Genomic DNA, 21,283 nt, shown 5'->3' on the forward strand with positions numbered 1-21,283 from the left:
GCAAACCCACGCCAATTCTCACGAAATGAGTAGGCGAGCTGATGAAGAAATTTGAGGAAAGCGAATGCAATCCGCAGCAACCGAGTTGTGCTATCGTTCGGATCAAGGCGAATTCCGGCGAGCCATCCAAAGGAGATTTCGAACGGATGGCCCGCAGGAGATTTCAAGACCCGCGACCTGTTCGACGCGGTGGGTGGTGGACCTTGCTGTTTTGGAAGGACCACTTCATCGCGGGAAAACACAAGCGGAAACGAGAACGAATCAAACTAGCTCCCGCGAGTATGCGCGAGCGGGAAGTTCTGAAGGTCGCTGCTGAATATCTCAGGCCTCTCAATCAGGGACTTGAGAGCATCGGATCAGCGACAAACTTTCAATCGTACGTGGAGAGCACGTACAAACCAGTGGTGATGCCGCTCATGGCCTCAAGCACGCGCGAGCGATACGAAGGAGTGATACGGAATTACCTGTATCCGGCCTTCGCAAACTCGTGCTTGCGTGATCTGACCACACTCGAATTCCAGCGATACTTCTCCGGAACAACTCTCTCAACGCTCGGCCAGGAATCGAAGGACAAAATCCGCGACGTTCTGTCGAGTATTCTGCGTTCCGCAGTGGGATACGGTTTGCTGGTGAAGAATCCAGTGGAAGGAGTGCGGCTGCCAACTAGCAAGAGAGGAAAGCGCAAAGCGAAACCACACATCACACCGGAGCAGTTCGAGCAGCTTGTAAACGAAATCCCAGAACCGTACTCCACGATGGTTTATGTGGCGGTTTACACCGGATTGCGTGTGAGCGAATTAATCGGATTGCGCTGGGAAGATGTGCACGCCGATTCCATCACGATTGATGAACGTTACTGTCGTGGCGATTGGGGGCAACCCAAAAGCGATTGCAGCAACGCAACGATTGGAGTGGATCGGTCGGTTATCGAACGTATCCAACGGTTGAAATCTTTGACCGTGATCGTGAGAGCGGGAAGGGCCAAGCGACGCTACAAGGTGGTGAAGTCCGCCCTACCGAATGATCTCGTTTTTCAATCGCTCAAAGATGGGAAGCCGATGCGCGATAACAACGTGCTAGTTCGGTTCATTAAACCCGCTGGGCGAAGGCTCGGCATCGAGTTTGTGAACTGGCGCTCGCTGCGCACTTCATATGCGACTTGGTTGATTGAAGCCGGAGCAAATCCAAAAGATGTGCAGGGCCAGATGCGGCACTCGCGCATTGCGACGACCATGGACATCTACGCGCAATTTGTTCCTGAGTCGCAGCAGCGTGCGATTAGCAAAATGACGGCGATGGTAGAGCAGCGGTTGGCGGCAAAGCACGCTACTGATGAGCTAGCTTCGCATACCATTCAGTGAGTGAATTGGAACCAATTGGAACCAAATGGAACCAAAACAGCGGAAAGGGCACTGCCAAGTGCTTGAAAATATGGTGGCCAGGGACGGAATCGAACCGCCGACGCCAGCCTTTTCAGGGCTGCGCTCTACCATCTGAGCTACCTGGCCAATCTGGATTGCAACGACAGGTTGGAGCGTCGAACCCCGATGCTCATGGAATTATAACAATCCGGCTTGGGCGGCGTGAACCTCTGCGAGGCATCGGTTCTGTGGATGCATCGTAGACCGAAAATCGATGAAACCACGAAGCACACAAACGTCACGAAGTACGTGCGAATGTTTCCTTTGTGCTCCTTTGTTCCATTCGTGGTTTCACCATGGATTTTCCTGCAATAACTTTTTCCGATTGTAAGTATAAGAAATCTCGATTTCACTAATTGGTAATCGGAGCGCACAGTAGTTACCTGGAGGGCCAACATGGAAACAGGTCAAACAGTTGTGCTGTGTCCCAATTGCCGGTGGAGCGCTCGTGGAATCGACGAGCAGCAACTTCGCGCGGCGAAGGACCACCATGCGATGTACGAGTGCCCGCTGCCTTCAGCCGCGCCTGGCGACCCGCTGGTCGATGCGCTTGCCAGCTAACGCGGCGTAACCGCCGCAGACCCCCCAAGACGGTGGAAATTCCAGCTAGCTTTGGGAATTCTTGGCGCTGATGCGCGCTTGTTTACTGCCGTCTACTGCTGGCGGTTACTCCGGCTCCCTCGACAATCTTCGCGATCGCTGCGACCACTAGTTCCGGTTCATCGAGCTGCACCCAATGCCCGCTTTTTTCGGCGAAGATGAGGCGCGTCTCCGGTGAGAGTCTCTTTGCGTATTCTCGCGCATCAGTTGGATGTTCGTTCTGCGTGCCCAGGAGCATCGTCACCGGTACGTTGAGCGGCTTCACTTCGGAGAGCTCCTGCGCACTCTGGGCCAGGGCTTCGAAGTGCCGCGCCATGGCTTCGAAGCTCTTCTGATTCTTCCAGTGCGCTGCCACAAGCGGCCAGGTTTCCTCGGGCATCTTCTGTACTTGTCCGGCAATACGATTGGTGACCTGCGAGGCGTCTCCACTCCAGAGTTTGGCTGCGACTCGCGGTATGAGCCGGTTGCCGGCCAGCAGGAGATTTAGGCAGAGGCGCACAACTCCGAGTTTTGCGGCGAGAGCTCCTCGCCGAGACAGGCGTATACCTTGGCGGATCATGCGACGTTGCTCGTCGGTGATCGGAGTCCATTCCGCCGGATCGAGCGGATCAACCAGCACTAGACCGGCGGTTTCATGTGGGTACAAGTGGGCGAACGCCTGGACAATTAGTCCGCCAAAGGAATGTCCTACGAGAACGTAGGGAGCTCCGATTCCAGTGTTGTGAAGCAGCGTGTGGAGCTGCATCGCTAATGACGATGGCGTGCACGATTGCTGGCAAAGATCGCTCCATCCCAGCCCGGCGCGGTCGTAGCTGCATACGCGTGTGAACCTGGAAACTTCAGCTTGAACTCTGCGCCAATTGAGCGAAGACGCAGAAATCCCTGATTCCAAAACGACGGCTGGAGAACCTGAACCTGCTTCGTAGAGATGCAGCTTGTGTCCGCCAGTATCGATGAGGCGTCCCGGGGCTGGGAAGCGTCGTTCATCGCGCTTCAATCCGATGATCTGAAAGAGAAGCCCGATGACAATTAGGGCGGCGATTGCAAAGACGACGATAAGGGCGTAGAGCACAATCTAAGACTAATCGGAAACAGCCAACTCGCCGGGAAGGATCGGGCGCGTACGCGGCAGATGTCCTCTCACCGCCAGCGCTCCCATGAAAGCGAGTACGCCGCCGAATCCGCAGAGCCGCAGGATGTCAAATATGCGGCCTCGTGGAAGCCACCACCAGAGCAATCCCAGAATGGGCTGCGCTACTACGCACGCCCAAACCGTGCCGTAGAAGTATCGGCGTTCGTGGCCCTCTCCGGCTGTGGATGGCTTTACTCGCGGAAGTTTTCCCAGCGCGCCGAGTACCCAAAACGTTGCAGCGATAGGGAAGTATGCGTAGGAATAGATTTGTTGCAGCCGCCATTGGCCAGTCGCGATTGCGCCGATCAGTCCCGCAATGTTCAAAGCGGCGTAGGTAACCAGCTCGCTCCATGCCAGTGTGTAGCAGGTGCGACGATAGAGCGGATTCGAACGATCCTCCGTGAAGCGGATGATGTATGGCTTTGGTTCAACTCCGGGTAGCTTCCCGAACAGGCCCGCCATTCCGGTAGCAATAATTACTAGTCCTAGCCAGGCCGCCATGTACGGATGAACTCCGTGGGCGAACAGGTCAAACGTAAATGGTCCGGGTGCAAGGTAGAACACGACGATCCAGATCGGCCAGTGCGCAAACCGATAGTGCAGCTTATTGCGCTTGCGAATGGTTCTCTCACTCGCATATTCGAAGCGAACCGCAACCGAGGAATTGGGCATTCGACGAAAAGCTCCGTGCTCAATATCCCACAGCCGTGCTTGAGGCAGCAACGGTCGTGCAGATGCCGTATTTCTGATCGAGAAATTTTCGCAATGAAGCTGGCAATGCCTGCGACAGTTCCTGGAAGGTAAGCAGCTTACAGCGCACGCGCAGCTCTATTGGACGAATGGCGGCAAGTATTTCGTACCAGGAATCGATTAAATCTACCCGGCGAGCGTCGGTGAGCAGGCAAAAGGCGGCATTGTGCGCATTGGCCGCAAGCACATTGCGCAAGAGTTGATAGCAGCGATATTGCCTGCTTGAACGCGGCAGTTCACTCAGGTGGAAGACTTCGCGAAAGTCGGCGTAACTCTGCATGCGAGCCGTAGTGCAGCTCTCAAACGAACTCTCCGTAAGTTTGGCTTCGATGAGCAAATTGCCGAATTTCATGTCCACCTCAGTGCGATCGAACTTCTCATCGATCAACGGCACACGAGCTCGCCAGCCAAAGATCGGCACAGCGCAGTCGTCGACTGCGAGCATTGCGCGGAGTTGTGGGGAGCTACGTGCGCGCGGATGACAGAAGATGTTCATCAGCAATGCATCTGAGCTGCAGCAGGAATCGAGTTCGCACAGCCGGCGATCATCCTCGCGATCGTTTAATCTTTCAGGCACCGTGAGCACCTTCGTCAAGCGTCTGCGCCACATGGGACGGTTGAGAAGTGCGCGATAGCTTGCAGGATGGAAATTGCCATGTGAGCTGTCAGCATTTGGGGTAAAAACAATGCTTCCAAAATCAAAGTGACTGCGACGGAAAGCTAAGCCGTTTTGCTGCGCATATTCCGCTGCTCGGCCGGTTATTTCGTTTCGAAGCTGTGCAGCGATTGCAGACAACGTTCACTCCTCTTCAACCAGAATTCGTCGCACAAGAACTAGCGTGCTTCTCAATCCCAATAGCGTCAAGCCGAATGCCGATTGCCGATTTTCACAAATGAACCAGCCATGCTACTCGCACACGAGCCCGTGCGCTTTTATCTTCAACGAATCTGTTGCGTCTACTTCGTCTGGTTAAGGGGCTCGACCTTCGGGATGCCACATCTTCGGCCTGCGGATGTCACTTTCTTTGAACTCAAAAACACTGTCTTCTGCGTGGAATGCGAGCTAATGAGCTACAACAGCGGCGCCAACTGTCTTGCCTGCGGAAGTACTGCGCTGCTTACACTCGCTCGCGTTTTAGGCGGTTCGCTTCGAAGCCAGGAACGGGCACGAGTGATCGATGCTGAACTTATCGATCGCGCCGTAGAGAACATTCTCGGAAGCGACATGGTTCGCGAGATTCCTTCGGACCCGGTCGCGCCCTCGTCATTTGCGCACCTCGCTTATCGTGCCGCAAGCGGCGTCGCATGCCGGACCCTGCCAAATTCCTTGCCGCAACACCAACCAGCTATGCGATGGGTGGTCGAGCGCGCCTGCACGATTACGCGAGCTGACGGTGCTGCGCTCGCCCTTTCACGCCAGGGCAAGCTGGTGTGTCAGGCGCAAGCCGGAAATGTTGCTCCCGATCTGGGAGTAGAACTCAGGCTTGGCCACGGAATCTCGGGATTGTGCGCAAGTACGGGTGTCAGTTGGCGCTGCGACTCCGCCGAATCTGATACCCATGTCGATCGCAATCGCTGCCGAGAGCTGGGAACGCAGTCCGTTTTGGCCGCGCCTGTGGCGCACCTGAATAGCGTGCTTGGCGTTTTGGAAGTATTTTCCAGCCACAGAAACGCGTTTAGCGATCATGACATCGCAACCGTTCAACTGCTGGCCGGCTTGCTGGTGGTTGCCATTACCCGCGGCCCGCGTCAATCAAGCTTCATTGAGTCCGCGCACACTTCCCTGGTGAGCCCAATCCCTGCCAGTCGAATGCGATACCTGGCTGACTAGCGGAAGGGATCACAAGTATGCAGGAAGCTAACGAGAATCTCGGTAGGCAAGCACTTGTTGAGGGAATGACAACAATCATCCTGTAGACTTCAATCATGCGACCATCGCCACGGACCGGATGGCTGCTTGCACTCCTCTCCGCCGCACTTCAGATCCTGAGCTTCCCGTCGCCTGGCCTATACTTTCTCTGCTGGATCGCGCTCGCGCCGCTGTTTGTCGCCGTAATCGACCGCCGATATTCTCCTACTCTGATCTGCGGCGTACTGCTCGCATATCTCAGCGGCGTCGTCTGGTACGCAGGCACTTGTTACTGGATCTTTCACGTGATGCACAGCTACGGCAATCTCTCGCAGCCGATTGCCGCCGGCATCCTCGTGTTGTTCTGTCTGTATCTGGCGCTCTACCACGCGGCATTCGGCCTGCTTCTTGCACTCGCGACACGTACTCGACTCTTCGCGAATGCGCGCTCTCTCATACTTGCGCCGATCTTCTGGGTTGCCGTGGAGTTCGCGCGCGCCCACATCACGAGCTTCCCCTGGGATCTTCTCGGATACGCTCAGATAAACAATCTGCCTTTTACGCGACTGGCTACATTGAGCGGTGTGTACGGGCTCTCTTTCGCGATTGCGCTCGTGAACTCAGTCCTGGCTCTCGGCTTTCTCCTCCCGCGAGAGCGGCGACTGCTGGTGGCGTTCACCGGAATCCTCGGTGCGATTGCATTGGAATCCGGATCGCTCGTTTCATATCCGGAGCCTCACCCTGACCACGTAGCCACACTTGTTCAGGAAAACCTCCCCATCGTTGAATCGGATTGGACGCCCACCTTTTACGACTTAACTATCGCGCAACTCGTTCAACTCAGCGGCCAAGGCGCATCTGGGGCGACTCGGAGCCACGGGAGCCCAGCTCTGATCGTATGGCCAGAATCTCCAGCACCGTTCTTCACTTCCGATCAAAAGTTCCAGCGTTGGCTCAGCGCTCTGGCTCAGGATTCGCATGCATACGTGATCGCCGGCAGCCTGGGTATAGGTCCGAGCGCCGGCAGTAAGTCCGAGATGTTTAACTCGGCCCAGCTCGTCCTGCCCGATGGCAACTGGGGACCTCGATATGACAAGATCCATCTGGTTCCATTCGGCGAGTTTGTTCCATTCCGGAATCTGCTTAACTTTGCGCAATCGCTTACCCATGATATCGGTGAATTCTCGCGAGGGAACCAGCGCAATGTCCTGCACGTCGATGGTCATGGCATTGGAACTTTCATCTGTTACGAATCGATCTTTCCCGACGAGGTGTTACGATTTGCGCGCAATGGCGCCGAACTTTTTGTAAATATTTCTAACGACGGCTGGTTCGGCGAGTCCGGAGCTCCGGGACAGCATCTGAACATGGCGCGCATGCGCGCAATCGAGAATGGACGCTGGCTGCTGCGCGCCACCAACACCGGCATTACAGCTTCCATTAGCCCCTTGGGCCAAGTCGTTGCATTGTCTCCGCGGAAAACACGTACCGTGCTCGAGGCGCCTTACAGCTTCGAAACGGGAACCACATTTTACACTCGGTACGGCGATTGGTTCGCGGGAGGCTGTGCGATAATTTCAATATTGGCTCTATGCAGCGCCGCACTCAGCGGACGCGCTCCACGCCAGTGACTCTTTATGCAGACCGGGGAACGCAAATTCATGCTTGAGGATCTCGAACGCGAATACACCGTCGTGCGCGACAAGGTCCACGATCTGCGGGAGTATCTTTGACGCTCCGCGACTGCGCGAGCAGCTTGCCGAAGTAGAGAAGAAAGCAAGCGATCCTAACTTCTGGTCGAACCAGGAACAATCACAGCAGGTAATGCGTGAACGCAAGCGCATCGAGGCTTCCCTGGCCGGCGAGAGCGATCTCGCGCGGCGCACTCAGGACATCGAAGCTTACTTTGAGCTCGCGCGCGAGGGCGAGAACGTGGAACAGGAGCTGCGTCGCGAGATCGGCAGCTTGCGGGAGATGGTTGAGAAACTCGAAACTAAAACACTCCTTGCGGGTGAGAACGATGTGCGCAACGCCATCGTGACAATTCACCCAGGTGCTGGGGGCACCGAATCGCAGGACTGGGCCGAGATGCTCATGCGTATGTATTTGCGCTGGGCTGAGCGTGAAGGCTTCGAGACGGTACTCAACGACTATCAGGCGGCTGAGGAAGCCGGCATCAAGTCTGCGACGTTCACTGTGAACGGCGAGTACGCCTTCGGTTTGTTGACCAGCGAGATCGGCGTCCACCGGCTGGTGCGCATTTCTCCATTCGATCAGGCAAGGCGCCGGCATACGTCGTTCGCCAGCGTGTTTGTCTCTCCGGAGATCGATGAGTCGATCGAAATTGATATCAAAGAGCCTGATCTGAAGATCGACACTTATCGTTCTGGCGGAGCCGGCGGGCAGCATGTGAACACGACAGACTCTGCCGTACGCATCACGCACATTCCTACCGGTATCGTTGTGAGCTGCCAGAACGAGCGTTCCCAGCACAAGAACCGCGAACGCGCGATGAAGATTCTCCGCTCCAAGCTCTACGAATACGAACTCGAGAAGAAGCGCGCCGAGACGAAGAAACTCGAAGACTCGAAGCTCGACATCGATTTTGGTTCGCAGATTCGTTCATATGTCCTCGCACCTTATCGACTAGTCAAAGACGTAAGGTCAAAGGTAGAAGTCGGCGATCCAGACCGGGTGCTCGACGGAGATCTGACTCTCTTCATCCGCGGATATCTCCTGATGCGGCGCGAATCCGGCGCGAGCTAATTCCTGATGGCTCGACTGATCGAGATGATGAAGCAGTCGGCTGTCCCGGCGGGCGTAATGCGATCGGCCGCCCGCGGAGCCCTCGCCGTTCCTCCCGGAGAGATGCTCGAAATACTCGTCTACTTGAGCGAGCACCCCATCTTTGGTGAGCAGGCCCGCATGACGCTGGCCGCATTTGATGAAGCCGGATTTGCGAAGGCTTTGGCTGACCCGAACATTCCGCACGAAGTTCTGAACTACTTTCTTGTGCCACGGAATCGCAGGCCGTCCCTCCTCCAGTCGCTCTTCAATAATCCTTCCGTGCCTGAAGAAACGCTTGCGACGATAGCCGAATCCGCTACGCGGGAGACAACCAAAATGTTGCTTTCGAGTCCGCGAGTCATGCGCTCCGGTACTATGTTGAAACCATTGCTCAACAATCCCAATCTCCTTCCCGAAGAGCACGAGCAAATCGCGGCAAATCTGAAGCGGCTAGGAGTGGACGTTTTAGCAGAGTTGGGGACCCGCACCGATGTCGAAGTAATCTCCTGGTTAAAAGAGCACAGGCCTGAACTTGAATCGGAAGAGGAGGAAGCGAAACCCTTCGTGCTGCTGGGCGGAGCGGATGAACTCGGCGACGAAGAAGGGACTGTCATTACCATTCAGTCCCTCCAAACGCAAAAAGGCAAGAGCAAGGAAGAAGATGAGCGTCTTTCCATCTTGCAGAAGCTCGCGCGCATGAACGTCGGCGAGCGCATCAAAGTTGCCTTGCTCGGCAGCAGGGAAGAGCGCGGCATCTTGATTCGTGATGGATCAAAACTCGTTTCCTCCGCAGTGCTGGCTTCGCCCAAACTCACCGAGCAAGAGGTAGAGAGCTTCTCCAACATGAAGAACGTTCGTGAGAACGTGTTGCGCGACATCGCTCGCAGCCGCAAGTTCATGAAGAACTACGTGGTGCTCAGGAATCTCTGCAGCAATCCCCGCACCCCACTTGATCTCTCACTGAGCCTGATGAAGAACCTGTTGGGCCCAGACCTCAAGTTGCTTTCCATGAATAAGAACATCCCCGAGACGCTGCGCAGAATGGCGATCCGTCTTGCGCAGACCAGAACCACAGGCGGTGGAGCTGGATAAGTGCTTGAGAATTCCAGCTCCGGTTAGGTCTTGCCCGAAACATTAGAGAGCTTTTCTATCGTGAACTCGGTGCTGCCGCACGCTGAGCAGGACCTGGCCGAGCCTCTCGGTCCCGTACACTCCGTACAAGCTCATTGTAAAAATCTTCGACATCTTCCATGACTGTCCGATACTGCGCGCGATCTCTAACTAGCTTTCGGTTCCCGGCGGTCGCCCGCTTACGAAGATCAGAATCCTCCAAGGCGCGAATGATGCAAGCGGCAATCGCCGCTGGATCGCTTGGATCGCAAAGGAGCCCATTTTCGCCATGAATGATCCATTCGCGCAGAGACTCGATATTTCCTGATACGGGAAAACAGCCGGCGGCCATGGATTCCAATAGCGTATTTGGGGTGCCATCATGGGAGCTTGGCGACACCGATACATCACCGGCAGCAAATAGGGAAGCGAGCTGCTCTCGGGTTAACGTGGGAAGCAGGCGGACAGACGCGGCAATGTTCATACGTCGAACCCAGCGCTCGGCCGCGGGATTCCCCAGCATTCCCGTAGCGATAATGACAGCTCTTGGAATTCTCTTTAGAACGAGGGGGATCGCTTTGAAGAAAGATTCGTTGCGAACATATGTTCGAAATCCCCGGGGGTTGATGACCAAGAGAGAGCCTTCGGGAATGCGGAGTTCGCGTAGCAACGAATTATCGGGAGCAGCATCGAAAAAGGACTGATGAATGCCTCCGTTGCCGGGGAGCACCCGCCAGGGCTTGGATCGCTGGAATTCCAAAGTAAATGCCATGTTTAAGTCGCGATTGCAGTCGCAGTGAAGGGCGTCTGCGCGTTGCAGCGCGGATCGAGTAAGCGCGGCGAGCGTGCGATGCCGGCTTGCAAACAGAGTGAAGTCATTGCCCCAGACGGACAGCGCGAGGGGAAAATGCTTCACCGATGCTGCTGTCAAATATCCCTCAAAGGGCAAACGCATGGCATGAACAATGTCTGGCCTGAGATCGTCGATTAACGCAGAGAGGGCTGCTGTTTTTCGGCGAATGTCGATCGGGGCTAGCCAGGTTCGAACTCGTTGCGAGGCAGCTAACAGCTTCGCGCCGCGAAGTTCAGCCAGAATCCTATTTTGAAAGGAATTAGCCTTTGCATTTCCATTTCGAGTCATTCCGGAAAGGGAGCTCAGGGCAATCGGGAACTGGATAATTCTAGCTCCGAGAATTTCGTCGGGCCCGCACGGATAAGAACTTATGACTGTCACTTGGTGATTGCCGGCGACGAAGTAGGAAATCCAATTCTTGGCTATCGGGCTTCGTGCGTCAGCGACGTAGCAGATGTGCATGGGCTCCGCCAAAGTCCATTTCAGGAAGAGTCAGAAATACTACCGGGAGAGCGCAGCTTGTGGCAATCGTGGAGCTTGCAGTGGGAGCGTTAGCTGGAATGAACTTTAGCGGGAATACCGTAGGCGGTCTGGTGTTCGGGAATGTCGGAGATCACAACCGAGCCGCCGCCGATTACGCAACGCGCACCTATTCGCTTCAGGGGGAGTACGGACGCCCCCATGCCAATATGGGCATAAGCTCCGATCTGTGCGCCGCCGCCCGCGGCGGATTTGGGCGAGAGGTGAGCAAAGCGGCCGATTCGCACATCGTGCTCCACGATCGCACCGGTATTAATGATGGCTCCTTCGCCAATTTCACAGTCGGGATTCAGCACAGCTCCGGGCATAATCGCAGCGCCTTCTTTGATCCTGGCGCTGCGAGCAATCACCGCAGCCGGATGTACCACAGTTAAGATCGCGCAACCGGCCTGTTGTGCCCGCACTGCTGCTCGCTCCCGCGCCACGTTGTCGCCGATGCCCAGCGCCACTCGGCCGTCGGGATGAGAAAACAGCCATTCCGCGGCTGGATAGACTGGCAAGCTAATAACCTCTGTGCCGGACACCTTGTCATCGATGAAGCATTCAACTTTCTGGCCGCAGGCCGCCAGGATCTCCGCTATTACCTTTCCGTGTCCGCCCGCGCCATAGACCACACAAAGGGAAGTCATCTCGAGTTCGCGGACTCCAAAAGGCTCTCTGATTCCTTTGCTGATGTTGGAAGTAGCTCATCGAGAAAATTCGAGATGACCGTGTCGGGATCAAAGCGCTGGCGAGCTACTTGCCGGGAGTTCTCGCCAGAGGCCTTCAATTCTCCAGCGGAGAGCGAAAGCCACTGCGATATAGCTTTCACGATAGATTGAGGATCGCTGACATCAAAGAGGAAGCCGTTCCGTCCAGTCTCCAGGCACTCAGGATGATTTCCGACTCTTGATGACAGCAGCAGAGGCAACCCCGCCCACAACGCTTCAATTACCGAAATGGGATTGGGATCGAAAATGGATGGCAGGCAAAATCCATCAGCTCGCGCGTACAAGTCGGCTAATTGCGATTGGGTTTGCTGGCCCCCCAATCGAACATCGAGACTATGCTGCGCCATCCATTGTTCCAGATGACGCCTCAGGCAGCCTGAGCCTGCGATGAGTACAGTCAATTTCGATTGATCGTCGGCGCTCAGTTCTTCGAGTCCTTTCAGGAAGGGAAGCAGCCCCTTTTCTTCTGCCAGACGAGAGACGATCAACAGTACTCTGCGGCCATTGCGGTCACTCGCAGAAAAAGAAGTATTGTCGGCAGCGCGCAGATTAACGTCGTTCTGGAACAGCGCAGGATCTACCAGATTCGGCAGATAGTGAATTTGAGCTCCAGGCGAATGATGCGCAACATACTCTCTCGCTAGCTGCCCAGGAACCGCAAATTCCCGAAAGCGTGACAGCACCCATCGTCGCGCCATGGCAGTGATGAAGCCGGTCCAGTGCATCGATCCAAGGTGGGATTCCGACCAGAAGATGGTTCGCGCTGGAGTCGAGGAAGCGGTCGCAAACAGAACCGTCGGATGGATCCACGCTCCCGCAACCAGCAAGATGTCCGGACGTACTTCCACTTGCAGATTGTTGATTTCAGGGTTCCAATACAGCGTTAGCGAACCGAATTGGAACCGCTTTCCACTCAGGAACCGGTGATGAAACTTGAATTCCGAACGCTCGAATGGCCAATGCCGCTCCGGTTCGGAGTGTCCCATGAACCAGACTTCGAATTCCCAGCCGCGCTCGCGGAGCCTCTCGCACATCCTGCGGAAGAGAAACAGCCGATACGGCGTAGGAATATTGGTCAAGCAGACGAGTCTGGACGCGGTCACGGAGCATACAACCTATCACGCGGAACAAACCTTGGAACCGAAAACCGGAGAATCTACAAGGGCAAAACGAGCACTAAGGGAGAACAATTGCTCCTTCGTGACTTTCGTGTCCTTCGTGGTTTCATCCCGGATTTTGGGCGCTGAAACGCTATACTAGGCGTGATGTCCACCGCACAGAAAACGTTTTACCTGGAAACCTTCGGCTGCCAGATGAATGTCCATGACTCGGAAAAAGTCATCGGCACGTTGGTGCAGCAAGGCTACGCTCAGGTGAACACCGTTGAGTCCGCTGACCTTGTCCTTTACAACACCTGCTCAATTCGCGACAAGGCCGAGCAGAAGGTCTTTCATCGTCTCAACGACTTCAAGAAATTGCAGGCCCAGGGCAAAAAATTCGGGGTGCTTGGGTGTGTCGCACAGCAGGAAGGCGAAAAGATCTTCGAGCGCGCACCGCACGTCTCACTCGTTGCCGGATCAGCCTCGTACCGCAATCTTTCGCAAATGGTGGTGCAGATCGAAGCAGGGGAGCGGCGGGTAACCGGACTCGACGATCGCCAAACCGATCAGACCTTTGATACCCCATTCACCGTTCGGACGAATCCTTACCGCGGCTACATCACCATTATTGAAGGCTGTGACAAATTTTGTGCGTACTGCGTGGTTCCTTATACACGCGGCAAAGAGCGCAGCCGGACATCTGAGTCGGTCCTTGAGGAAGCCCATCGTCTCGCCGATAGCGGATACAGCGAGATTCAACTGCTCGGGCAAAACGTGAATTCTTACCGCGATCCTACTGATAAAAAGACGTTTGCTGAATTACTAATTGCGGTCGCCGAAGTGCCGGGAATGCGTCGAGTGCGGTTTACCACGTCGCACCCGCGTGACTTCACGAAAGACATCGTCGAGGCAATTGAGTCGACTTCAGCACTATGCGATCACGTACATCTGCCGGTACAGAGCGGGTCAAACCGTGTGCTAAAAGCAATGCTTCGTGAATACACGCGCAACGATTATCTCGAGCGCATCTCTTGGATGAAGGCCTCGAAGCGGCCGATCAGCCTGACGACCGATATCATCGTCGGCTTTCCAGGAGAAACCGAGCAGGAGTTTGAAGAGACGATCACGCTGCTACACGAGGTCGGCTATGACGGAGTCTTCTCGTTTAAGTACTCACCCCGTCCAAACACGCCTGCTATTCGTATGTCAGATAGCATTCCCGACGCAGAAAAATCGAAGCGCCTAAGCATCCTTCAGGAGCGACAAAGGGAGATTCAACGGGTTAATTATGAGAAACACATCGGGAAAGTTCTGGAAGTAATGGTTGAAGGACGAAACGAAGCTCGCGGACAGATCATCGGCCGCAGCACGCAAAATAAAACCATCAATTTCACGGCAAATTCGCCGATATTGCCGGCCACCGGAAGCTACGCCCATGTGCTGGTAACAAAGAGCTTCCCGAACAGTCTCATCGGCGAGATGGTAATGAACTAGCCGATTGGCGGGTGTTGAATTCGCGGAACGCTGGTATTAACGATGGATCGCCGACGCGTTCCAGCACAGCGAACGCACGACGGAGGTCACTGATGGAAGTCGAGATGAAGATTCGCGGGCTGATGATGGACCCCGTCACCAACATGCCGATCGTCGTGCTGAAGGATCCCTCGAGCGACGCCGTCCTACCGATCTGGGTAGGGATTTACGAAGCCAACGCGATCGCTCTGGAGATAGAGAAAGTCGCCACGCCCCGTCCCATGACGCACGATCTGATCAAGAATGTCCTGACCGGACTTGAATCGAAGGTTCACAAAGTAGTTGTAACTGAGCTGCGCGACGACACTTTCTTCGCCGTCATCTGGATCGAACGCGAGGGACGTTTCATCAGCGTCGATTCAAGGCCGTCCGATGCGTTGGCGATCGCTATGCGACTCGATTGTCCAATCTTCGTGGAAGACGATGTGTTGAAGTCCTCCAAGCTGGCTGCCACGGTTTCCGATCGGGTCTCTAGCGAAGAGCTGCGGAAACTACTCGAAAATATGAACGACGAGGACTTCGGGCGATACAAGATGTAGCAGCAGGCGGCAAGCTGCAGCTTAAAGATGGATCCTTCCGAAATCCTCCAATCCCTCTATCTGGCGGGCTTCGAACTCCAGACCTTCGATCGTTTTCCCAGAGCAATTTGTGTCGTCAAAGGGAATTGCATCGCGCTTCTTGAGCCTGGCGGGAAAGGTTTACGCTTCATTGGAAAGCCTGGATGGCGCCTGGGCGAAGTTCTTGGCGTCCTCACCACAAAGGCCGGTCAGCAGGTCTTTCAAGCCAAGGATCAGTGTGTGGAGGCGACGGCAGAGCGCCTGAAGCAATTACAGGAGTTCGAAACGGAACTGGCAAGTTTTCTAAACCCAAAGCCGAATTGATGAGGTTTTTGCTGCAGTGACTACGCTGCGCGTCTGCTTAGATCACGCCGCGGAGATCGCAATACGCGAAGTGGCAGAGTCACGATCACCCAAAAAAGTTTCAGGACTCCGTCAACAGTAATACCAATGATTCGAAACGGCAGCAAAAACAACCAGACAATCGGATAAAGGCAAAGCGCCGCCAATGCGACCGGCCAGCAAAGCACGAACAGGATGCACCACAGGACAAAAGTAAGCAACGCAAACCTCCTGAAGCAGAATACGACAGAGAACCTGCAGGAGTTCCTGCGGCAGATACACCAGATGCCCGACACAAAAGTTGCGGATTCATTGGGGCAGAGTCCATAGTTCACAGAATATCTGTTATCGGACATTGACTATAAGGCTGATCAGCCATCACGACTCTCAACCACATCGAGTCCATAGCCTTGCTGGCTACCTAAGCTGCTCTCAGCACTACTTTCGGTTGAAACAGTGTTCCAGCGATTCGGCTCGCAATTGCGATCAGCTCTTCCTCACCTAGAAATACTTTCACCTGCCGCGCTCCAGAAAACTCAGGGAGATTCACGGCGCGGCCATTTCCTATGAGACCCGCCGTCTCATCGTTGACAGTCACGGATGGAATCTGGGGCAGAATCTGCCTCGGGTGTAGCGAGATATTGGATAACGAGTCAGGCAAGTTCCTTTCATGCTGTAACCCGTTCTTTCTGATCTCGGATAACCGTTCAAGGGTGACGGCCTGATCGAGAGTGAACTCGCCTGAACAGGTACGACGCAGATCGGCTAAGTGGGCTCCTACCCCCAGCTTTTGTCCGAGCTCATCCGCGAGCCCTCTAACGTAAGTTCCGGCGCTCACCTCGGCTGTGAACCTTGCATGATCCCCTTCTAGGTTCTGAATCTCAAACCGATGAACGAAGACTTTAACTTTTTTGAGTTTAACGTCGCGATCTTTCCGGGCGAGTTTATAGGCCGGAACTCCGGCGATCTTCTTGGCGGAAAACTTTGGTGGCTGCTGCTCGATCTCGCCCGTGAGCGTCTGAGCCGCATTTCGTAATTCTTCAAGTGAAACTTTACCTAGTTGGGGCGGGCCGAGTGGCTCACCTTCGGCGTCCCAGGTATCGGTAGCGAAGCCAAACCGGATTACTCCCTCGTAGGTCTTGTCTGCAGCCGTGTAGAACTGCGCCAGACGCGTAAAACGTCCGGTGAGCAACGGCAGGACTCCGGTTGCCATAGGATCGAGTGTTCCCAGATGTCCGACCGAGCGTTCGCCGAGCAAGCGGCGCACTCGAGCGACCACGTCATGAGACGTCAGGCCTGCGGGCTTGTCGATTACGAGAACGGCGTCCATGGTCGGTTTGTTATTGTGTTCTGTTGCCTTCTGACCGGGCGCATGGGCATTCGTGGACGGGAGTTCCCTCACATTCGTACGCCCTGATCTCTCATGATACCGATTCGCGACGACCAGCCGAGTTTCACAACGCCATTCATCAACTATCTACTGATTGCCCTGAATACGCTTGTGTTCTTATTCGAGGTTTCGCTCAGTCCGGCAACACGCAATGCTTTTGTTTTCCAGTTTGGAGTCGAGCCGATTCGCGTGCTCGCCGGACTCGGCTTGGCAGCCGCGCATGTGCCCGATCCTTCTGCGCTGCCGCTGTTCACATCCATGTTCCTGCATGCCTCATGGCTGCATCTAATCGGCAATATGTGGGTGCTCTGGATCTTTGGCGACAACATCGAAGACACCCTCGGTCACTTTGGATATATGGTGTTTTATCTCGTCAGCGGGTTAGCAGCTTCGCTGCTGCACATTTTCCTGAATCCCAATTCGACGGTCCCCAGCGTGGGTGCCAGCGGCGCGATCGCCGGCGTGATGGGCGCCTACTTCCTTCTATTTCCTGCCGCCCGCGTCTTAACGCTCGTGCCCCTAATTATCTTTTTCACCTTTGTGTGGCTGCCGGCCTGGATCGTTTTGGGATACTGGTTTGTGCTCCAGTTCCTAAGCGGCGCTGCCACTGCGATCGCATATTCAAGCGGTACTCGCGGCGGCGGTGGAATCGCGTTTTGGGCTCACGTGGGGGGATTCGTGGCTGGAATAGTGATGATTAAACTCCTGCCTAAACGAGTCCGTCAGAGATCTCGATACTCATATTAGGCCCCGGCGCTAGCCAAAAAACCCCTTTCACGGTTTGCCCTTTCTTCGCTATAACTCGTTGCGCGGTATGTGCCGGAATGGGAAAAATAAGAGAGATCACGTCACGCCTGACTTCCGTCTCCATCCGTGCGGTTCAATCGCTCGGGATTTCACGGGATATCCCATCCGATCCCGGGGGTCACACAGGGATATCGCCGGGGATCAGCTGGGGATGCGGTAATTAACTCCTTTAATTCAGGGAATTCAGAAAAAAGGCGGCACTACAATCTCAAAGCGATTCTTCATCAACCTGGTTCGCGCTGTTCGCTATCGCACAGTGGCGTTTCGTCGTTGCTCATTGCGGATTGCTGAACCAACCCCAGGCTCTTCCTAACCTCCTGATTTCTAAAAGTTTCGCTCAATTACTCCTCGGCGACTGACTTGCACGCGGAAGTGTAATGGATACGCTCATTCAGGATCTCCGTATCGGAATCCGGCAACTGCGCCGGACACCCGCCTTTGCCGTAGTCGCGATTTTGACGCTGGCTCTTGGAATCGGAGCCAACACCGCGATCTTCAGCGTGATGGACGCAGTTCTCATGCGCGCACTGCCGGGATTAAACCCTGATCGGCTCGTATATCTCCACTATCAGGATCAGCCTGAGCGCACCTCGCAAACCGGCTACGACGACGCTTCCATAGCGCAGCCGGTGTTCGAGCAGTTGCGCCAGGATCACCGTATCTTCAGTGAGCTGATGGCTTTTGTTCCTCTGTCGGCGGGCAAGATAGGAATTCGCTTTGGGGACGATCTTCAGCAGGGCCGCGGTGACATGGTGAGCGGAAACTTCTTCTCCGGGCTGGGGGTTCGTCCCGCCCTCGGGCGAACGTTCATCCTGGAGGACGAAAAGAATCACACGCAAAGCGCCGTCCTGAGCTACGCGTACTGGACGACGCGCTTTAATCGCGACACGCAGGTGCTCGGGCAAACCCTATATGTAAAGGCAGTTCCCTTCACCATCGTCGGCATCGCTGCTCCAGGATTTACCGGCCTGGAGCGCAAAACCGCCGTCGACGTCTGGGTCCCATTTCAGGACCGTCCGGACCTCAAGCCCTGGGGAGCTTCGCCTCAGGAAAAAGTGTCGATGTATGGCAGCCCCGATTGGTTCTTCCTGATGATGATTGGACGGCTCAATCCGGGAATTACCACGCAACAGGCACTCGCGCAGATCAATGGTGAGTATCGCAACATCATCGAGCAGACAGTCGGTAAGCAGACGAAGCCTGAGCACAAGATCGACCTTTACTTCACTCCCGCGCGAGGCATCGAAGGCCTTAACAGCGAATACAAGCAGCCGCTTTATATGCTGATGAGCATGGTAGCGCTGATCCTGGTGATCGCTTGCGGGAACGTTGCGATGCTTCTCGTCGCGCGGAACACTTCCAGGAGCCGCGAATTCAGTGTGCGGGTGGCGCTCGGCGGCAGCCGTGGACAGATCCTGCGTCAATTGCTGATTGAAAGCGCCGTGCTGGTAGCAGCAGGGGCGCTGCTCGGATGGATCTTTGCGAGGTGGGCAACCGATGCCCTTGCGAAATGGTCGGAATTACAAGCAAGTCTCGCTCCTGATCGAATAGTTCTGCTGTTCACCGTGGCTATTTCAGCTGCTGCAGCCTTGCTATTCGGACTGGCGCCGCTCCGCAGCGCCACCAGCGCACCTGTGGCTTTGGCGCTTAAGAGCTCCGCACTTTCATCGCAACACGACAAAGAAAAGGTGCGTAGCGGAAGGTTCGTGGTTGCTCTACAGATGTCACTATGTCTCGTGCTCCTCGTGGGAGCCGGGTTGCTGTTGCGCACCTTGCAAAACTTACGTCATGCCAATCTGGGGTTCCGCGCTTCAGGTTTGCTGGTCTTCGGAATCGATCCGCCGACAAACATCAGGGGGGATCAGCAGGTCGCGCAGTTTTATACCAGCCTACTCGAGCGCCTGAAGACGATTCCGGCAGTGGAATCTGCGACCATCATGGGAAACCGCATTGGCTCAGGCTGGAGCAACAACACGGGCGTGCACGTGGATGGAGCCGATCCAACGCCTGGAAAATTTCCAGCCGTGCGATGGAACCCTGTAGGTCCAGACTACTTTCACGTCCTCGGGGCACCACTTCGATTAGGACGAAATATCAGCGTGTCTGATACTGCGACTTCGCCTCGAGTTGCAATCGTGAACCAGACGTTTGTGGATCGCTATCTCGCTAACCGCAGCCCTCTCGGACACCAGATCGCCCTTGAGACTTACGGCGACAAATTCGGAGAACCTTACGCGATCGTCGGTGTGGTTCCCGATTTGAAATATACAGCAGTGCGAGAGCGCGCCAGGCCCATGGCGTGGATTCCGTATACACAGTTTCCCGGTGCCTCAACCATGCAGGTGGAGTTACGCGCCAAAGGGAATCCGGCTTCGCTCCTGGACGATGCTCGCCAGATTGTGCGGGAGTTCGGCTCCGATATCCCACTTTTGCAACCGATGACTCAGATGGAGCAACTGCAGGAGTCGTACTCCAGCGAGCAACTGTTCTCTCGGCTGGCGGTCTTCTTCGGCGCGCTCGCAGCGTTTCTGGTTGCGATTGGACTCTACGGAACGCTTGCGTATCGCGTGAGCCGCCGCACGGCAGAGATTGGTGTGCGGATGGCTCTGGGTGCGCAGAGAAAGCAAGTGCTTTGGATGATCTTGCGCGAGAGCCTGATCATGGCGGCGGTCGGGATTGGCCTCGGGCTTCCACTGGCATTCGCCGGAGCGCGACTGCTCAAATCGATGTTGTTTGGTCTGAGCCCATCTGATCCGTTGACTTTTTTCTTCGCGCTGTGTGGCATGGCGGCGGTTGCTTTAGTTTCAGCTTTGCTGCCGGCAAGTCGGGCATCATCGGTGGACCCGATGGTGGCGCTGAGGTATGAATAGTCCGGCTCGTCATGCCGAGCGCGGCCGAGGCATCCCTATTGTTAGAGACTCCATGCGTAGGCGCTAGGACTCCTCACCGCCAAAGAGCGGCGGTTCGGAATGACAACACTAGAGACTACAGAGTTCCGCTCGCAGGTCCGATACGAATCTCGTCAATCGACGTATTCTTCGGCATGATGAGGGCGAGAACCACAGCGCGCGCAATATCCTGAGTTGAGACCATCTTCTCCCGGGGAGCGTCGGGCCAGAACTGCTCCCAAATATTAGTATCCACTGCTCCAGGGATAAGCGCCATGACGCGAATTCCCTGCTCTCGCAGCTCCTCGCGCAATGTGTTGGTCAGTGCCAGCGCGCCCGCTTTGGAAGCGTTGTAGGCCGACATACCGGCGAATGGCTGGTTGGCCGCAACTGACAGGTTGTTAACAATTACAGCGCCTGAACTCATCAGCGGAATTGCCGCCCGGCAGCAAACAAATGTGCCTATTAAATTGATATCGACAACGCGCCGAAATTCTTCGGGTGCAAGCCGCTCTACATTCGCGAGATGGTGTGCCGCTCCGGCGTTGTTAATCAAAAAGTCGAGAGACTTGAAGCGCTCCTGTACCGCCTGAAACAGTTCATTCACCTGGTCGGGATTAGAAACATCGCAGCGCTTGGCAGAGAGCGATAGATCTTCCCTTTTGAACTGTTCGACGGCTGATTCGAGGGCTTCAGGATTCCGGCCGGCGATCGCAACACGACAACCGTGTCGTGCAAGCTCATGGGCAATTTCCAAGCCGATACCACGGCTTCCGCCGGTCACGACTGCGGTTTTTCCTGTGAGATTAGCGTTCATCGTAGGCACGAACATTTAACGTGGTTACGGCCGTCCCACGCCGGGCTCTTGGTTTTGCTCTTCACGATCTGAATGCCAGCCAAAGCCCGGCCGAGGG

The 21,283-nt window shown here is 55.4% G+C and carries 19 protein-coding genes and 1 tRNA gene; 10 read left to right on the top strand and 10 right to left on the bottom strand.

The features are described 5' to 3' along the window. Positions 1-41: 41 nt before the first annotated feature. Positions 42-1,361 carry a hypothetical protein gene (locus DMG62_02040; GenBank protein PYY24663.1) on the top strand — a complete coding sequence of 440 codons (1,320 nt, stop codon included), beginning with the start codon at positions 42-44 and terminating at the stop codon, positions 1,359-1,361. Positions 1,362-1,432: 71 nt separating this feature from the next. Here DMG62_02040 and DMG62_02045 read toward each other — a convergent pair. From DMG62_02045 to DMG62_02060, 4 genes are all read right to left on the bottom strand, one after another. Then, positions 1,433-1,508: transfer RNA gene (locus tag DMG62_02045), tRNA-Phe, on the bottom strand. Between the two features lie 556 nt (positions 1,509-2,064). Beyond that, on the bottom strand, positions 2,065-3,096 hold the full coding sequence (locus DMG62_02050; GenBank protein ID PYY24664.1) for a hypothetical protein: 1,032 nt from the start codon (positions 3,094-3,096) through the stop codon (positions 2,065-2,067). Between the two features lie 6 nt (positions 3,097-3,102). After that, the gene (locus tag DMG62_02055) at positions 3,103-3,825 is read right to left on the bottom strand and encodes a hypothetical protein (GenBank protein PYY24665.1); all 723 of its coding nucleotides are present in this window, start codon (positions 3,823-3,825) and stop codon (positions 3,103-3,105) included. Between the two features lie 19 nt (positions 3,826-3,844). After that, on the bottom strand, positions 3,845-4,699 hold the full coding sequence (locus DMG62_02060; GenBank protein PYY24666.1) for a hypothetical protein: 855 nt from the start codon (positions 4,697-4,699) through the stop codon (positions 3,845-3,847). Between the two features lie 108 nt (positions 4,700-4,807). Between DMG62_02060 and DMG62_02065 the strand changes: the two genes are divergently transcribed. The 4 genes from DMG62_02065 to DMG62_02080 all read left to right on the top strand — a co-directional run bounded on the left by DMG62_02065 (position 4,808) and on the right by DMG62_02080 (position 9,631). Beyond that, positions 4,808-5,734 (top strand): hypothetical protein, encoded by a 927-nt coding sequence (locus DMG62_02065; protein ID PYY24667.1) that lies wholly within the window; start codon positions 4,808-4,810, stop codon positions 5,732-5,734. A 95-nt stretch (positions 5,735-5,829) separates the two neighbouring features. Then, complete coding sequence (gene lnt, locus DMG62_02070; protein ID PYY24668.1) at positions 5,830-7,383, top strand: apolipoprotein N-acyltransferase; 1,554 nt, start codon at positions 5,830-5,832, stop codon at positions 7,381-7,383. Between the two features lie 34 nt (positions 7,384-7,417). Next, positions 7,418-8,518 carry a peptide chain release factor 2 gene (gene prfB / locus DMG62_02075; GenBank protein PYY24669.1) on the top strand — a complete coding sequence of 367 codons (1,101 nt, stop codon included), beginning with the start codon at positions 7,418-7,420 and terminating at the stop codon, positions 8,516-8,518. 6 nt (positions 8,519-8,524) lie between these two features. Then, on the top strand, positions 8,525-9,631 hold the full coding sequence (locus tag DMG62_02080; protein PYY24670.1) for a hypothetical protein: 1,107 nt from the start codon (positions 8,525-8,527) through the stop codon (positions 9,629-9,631). 55 nt (positions 9,632-9,686) lie between these two features. Here the strand turns inward: DMG62_02080 and DMG62_02085 are convergent, their stop codons facing one another. The 3 genes from DMG62_02085 to DMG62_02095 form a co-directional block, all read right to left on the bottom strand. Next, the gene (locus DMG62_02085; protein PYY24671.1) at positions 9,687-10,964 is read right to left on the bottom strand and encodes a hypothetical protein; all 1,278 of its coding nucleotides are present in this window, start codon (positions 10,962-10,964) and stop codon (positions 9,687-9,689) included. Between the two features lie 89 nt (positions 10,965-11,053). After that, a complete protein-coding gene (locus tag DMG62_02090; protein ID PYY24672.1) occupies positions 11,054-11,671 on the bottom strand; it encodes an acetyltransferase in 618 nt (205 codons plus the stop codon). Beyond that, positions 11,668-12,786 carry a hypothetical protein gene (locus DMG62_02095; protein PYY24673.1) on the bottom strand — a complete coding sequence of 373 codons (1,119 nt, stop codon included), beginning with the start codon at positions 12,784-12,786 and terminating at the stop codon, positions 11,668-11,670. The genes DMG62_02090 and DMG62_02095 overlap by 4 nt, the downstream gene beginning before the upstream one ends. Before the next feature lie 231 nt (positions 12,787-13,017). On the opposite strand from DMG62_02095, the gene DMG62_02100 reads away from it, so the two are divergent. From DMG62_02100 to DMG62_02110, 3 genes are all read left to right on the top strand, one after another. Beyond that, complete coding sequence (locus DMG62_02100) at positions 13,018-14,346, top strand: tRNA (N6-isopentenyl adenosine(37)-C2)-methylthiotransferase MiaB (GenBank protein ID PYY24674.1); 1,329 nt, start codon at positions 13,018-13,020, stop codon at positions 14,344-14,346. A 92-nt stretch (positions 14,347-14,438) separates the two neighbouring features. Continuing rightward, on the top strand, positions 14,439-14,924 hold the full coding sequence (locus DMG62_02105) for a hypothetical protein (protein ID PYY24675.1): 486 nt from the start codon (positions 14,439-14,441) through the stop codon (positions 14,922-14,924). A 27-nt stretch (positions 14,925-14,951) separates the two neighbouring features. Beyond that, positions 14,952-15,266 (top strand): hypothetical protein, encoded by a 315-nt coding sequence (locus DMG62_02110; GenBank protein ID PYY24676.1) that lies wholly within the window; start codon positions 14,952-14,954, stop codon positions 15,264-15,266. A gap of 20 nt (positions 15,267-15,286) precedes the next feature. On the opposite strand, the gene DMG62_02115 is transcribed toward DMG62_02110, so the two are convergent. Continuing rightward, on the bottom strand, positions 15,287-15,505 hold the full coding sequence (locus DMG62_02115; GenBank protein PYY24677.1) for a hypothetical protein: 219 nt from the start codon (positions 15,503-15,505) through the stop codon (positions 15,287-15,289). Positions 15,506-15,705: 200 nt separating this feature from the next. Then, positions 15,706-16,614: a tRNA pseudouridine(55) synthase TruB gene (gene truB, locus DMG62_02120; protein ID PYY24678.1), complete on the bottom strand. Its 909-nt coding sequence runs from the start codon at positions 16,612-16,614 to the stop codon at positions 15,706-15,708. A gap of 93 nt (positions 16,615-16,707) precedes the next feature. Here truB and DMG62_02125 point away from each other — a divergent pair, with 93 nt between their 5' ends. Together DMG62_02125 and DMG62_02130 are read left to right on the top strand one after the other, a co-directional pair. Then, complete coding sequence (locus DMG62_02125; protein PYY24679.1) at positions 16,708-17,421, top strand: rhomboid family intramembrane serine protease; 714 nt, start codon at positions 16,708-16,710, stop codon at positions 17,419-17,421. A gap of 437 nt (positions 17,422-17,858) precedes the next feature. Next, positions 17,859-20,351 (top strand): ABC transporter permease, encoded by a 2,493-nt coding sequence (locus tag DMG62_02130; protein ID PYY24680.1) that lies wholly within the window; start codon positions 17,859-17,861, stop codon positions 20,349-20,351. 115 nt (positions 20,352-20,466) lie between these two features. Here the strand turns inward: DMG62_02130 and DMG62_02135 are convergent, their stop codons facing one another. Then, positions 20,467-21,201: a hypothetical protein gene (locus DMG62_02135; GenBank protein PYY24681.1), complete on the bottom strand. Its 735-nt coding sequence runs from the start codon at positions 21,199-21,201 to the stop codon at positions 20,467-20,469. Positions 21,202-21,283: the final 82 nt, after the last annotated feature.

The organism is Acidobacteriota bacterium, assembly GCA_003225175.1.
Classification (GTDB): Bacteria; Acidobacteriota; Terriglobia; order Terriglobales; family Acidobacteriaceae; genus Gp1-AA112.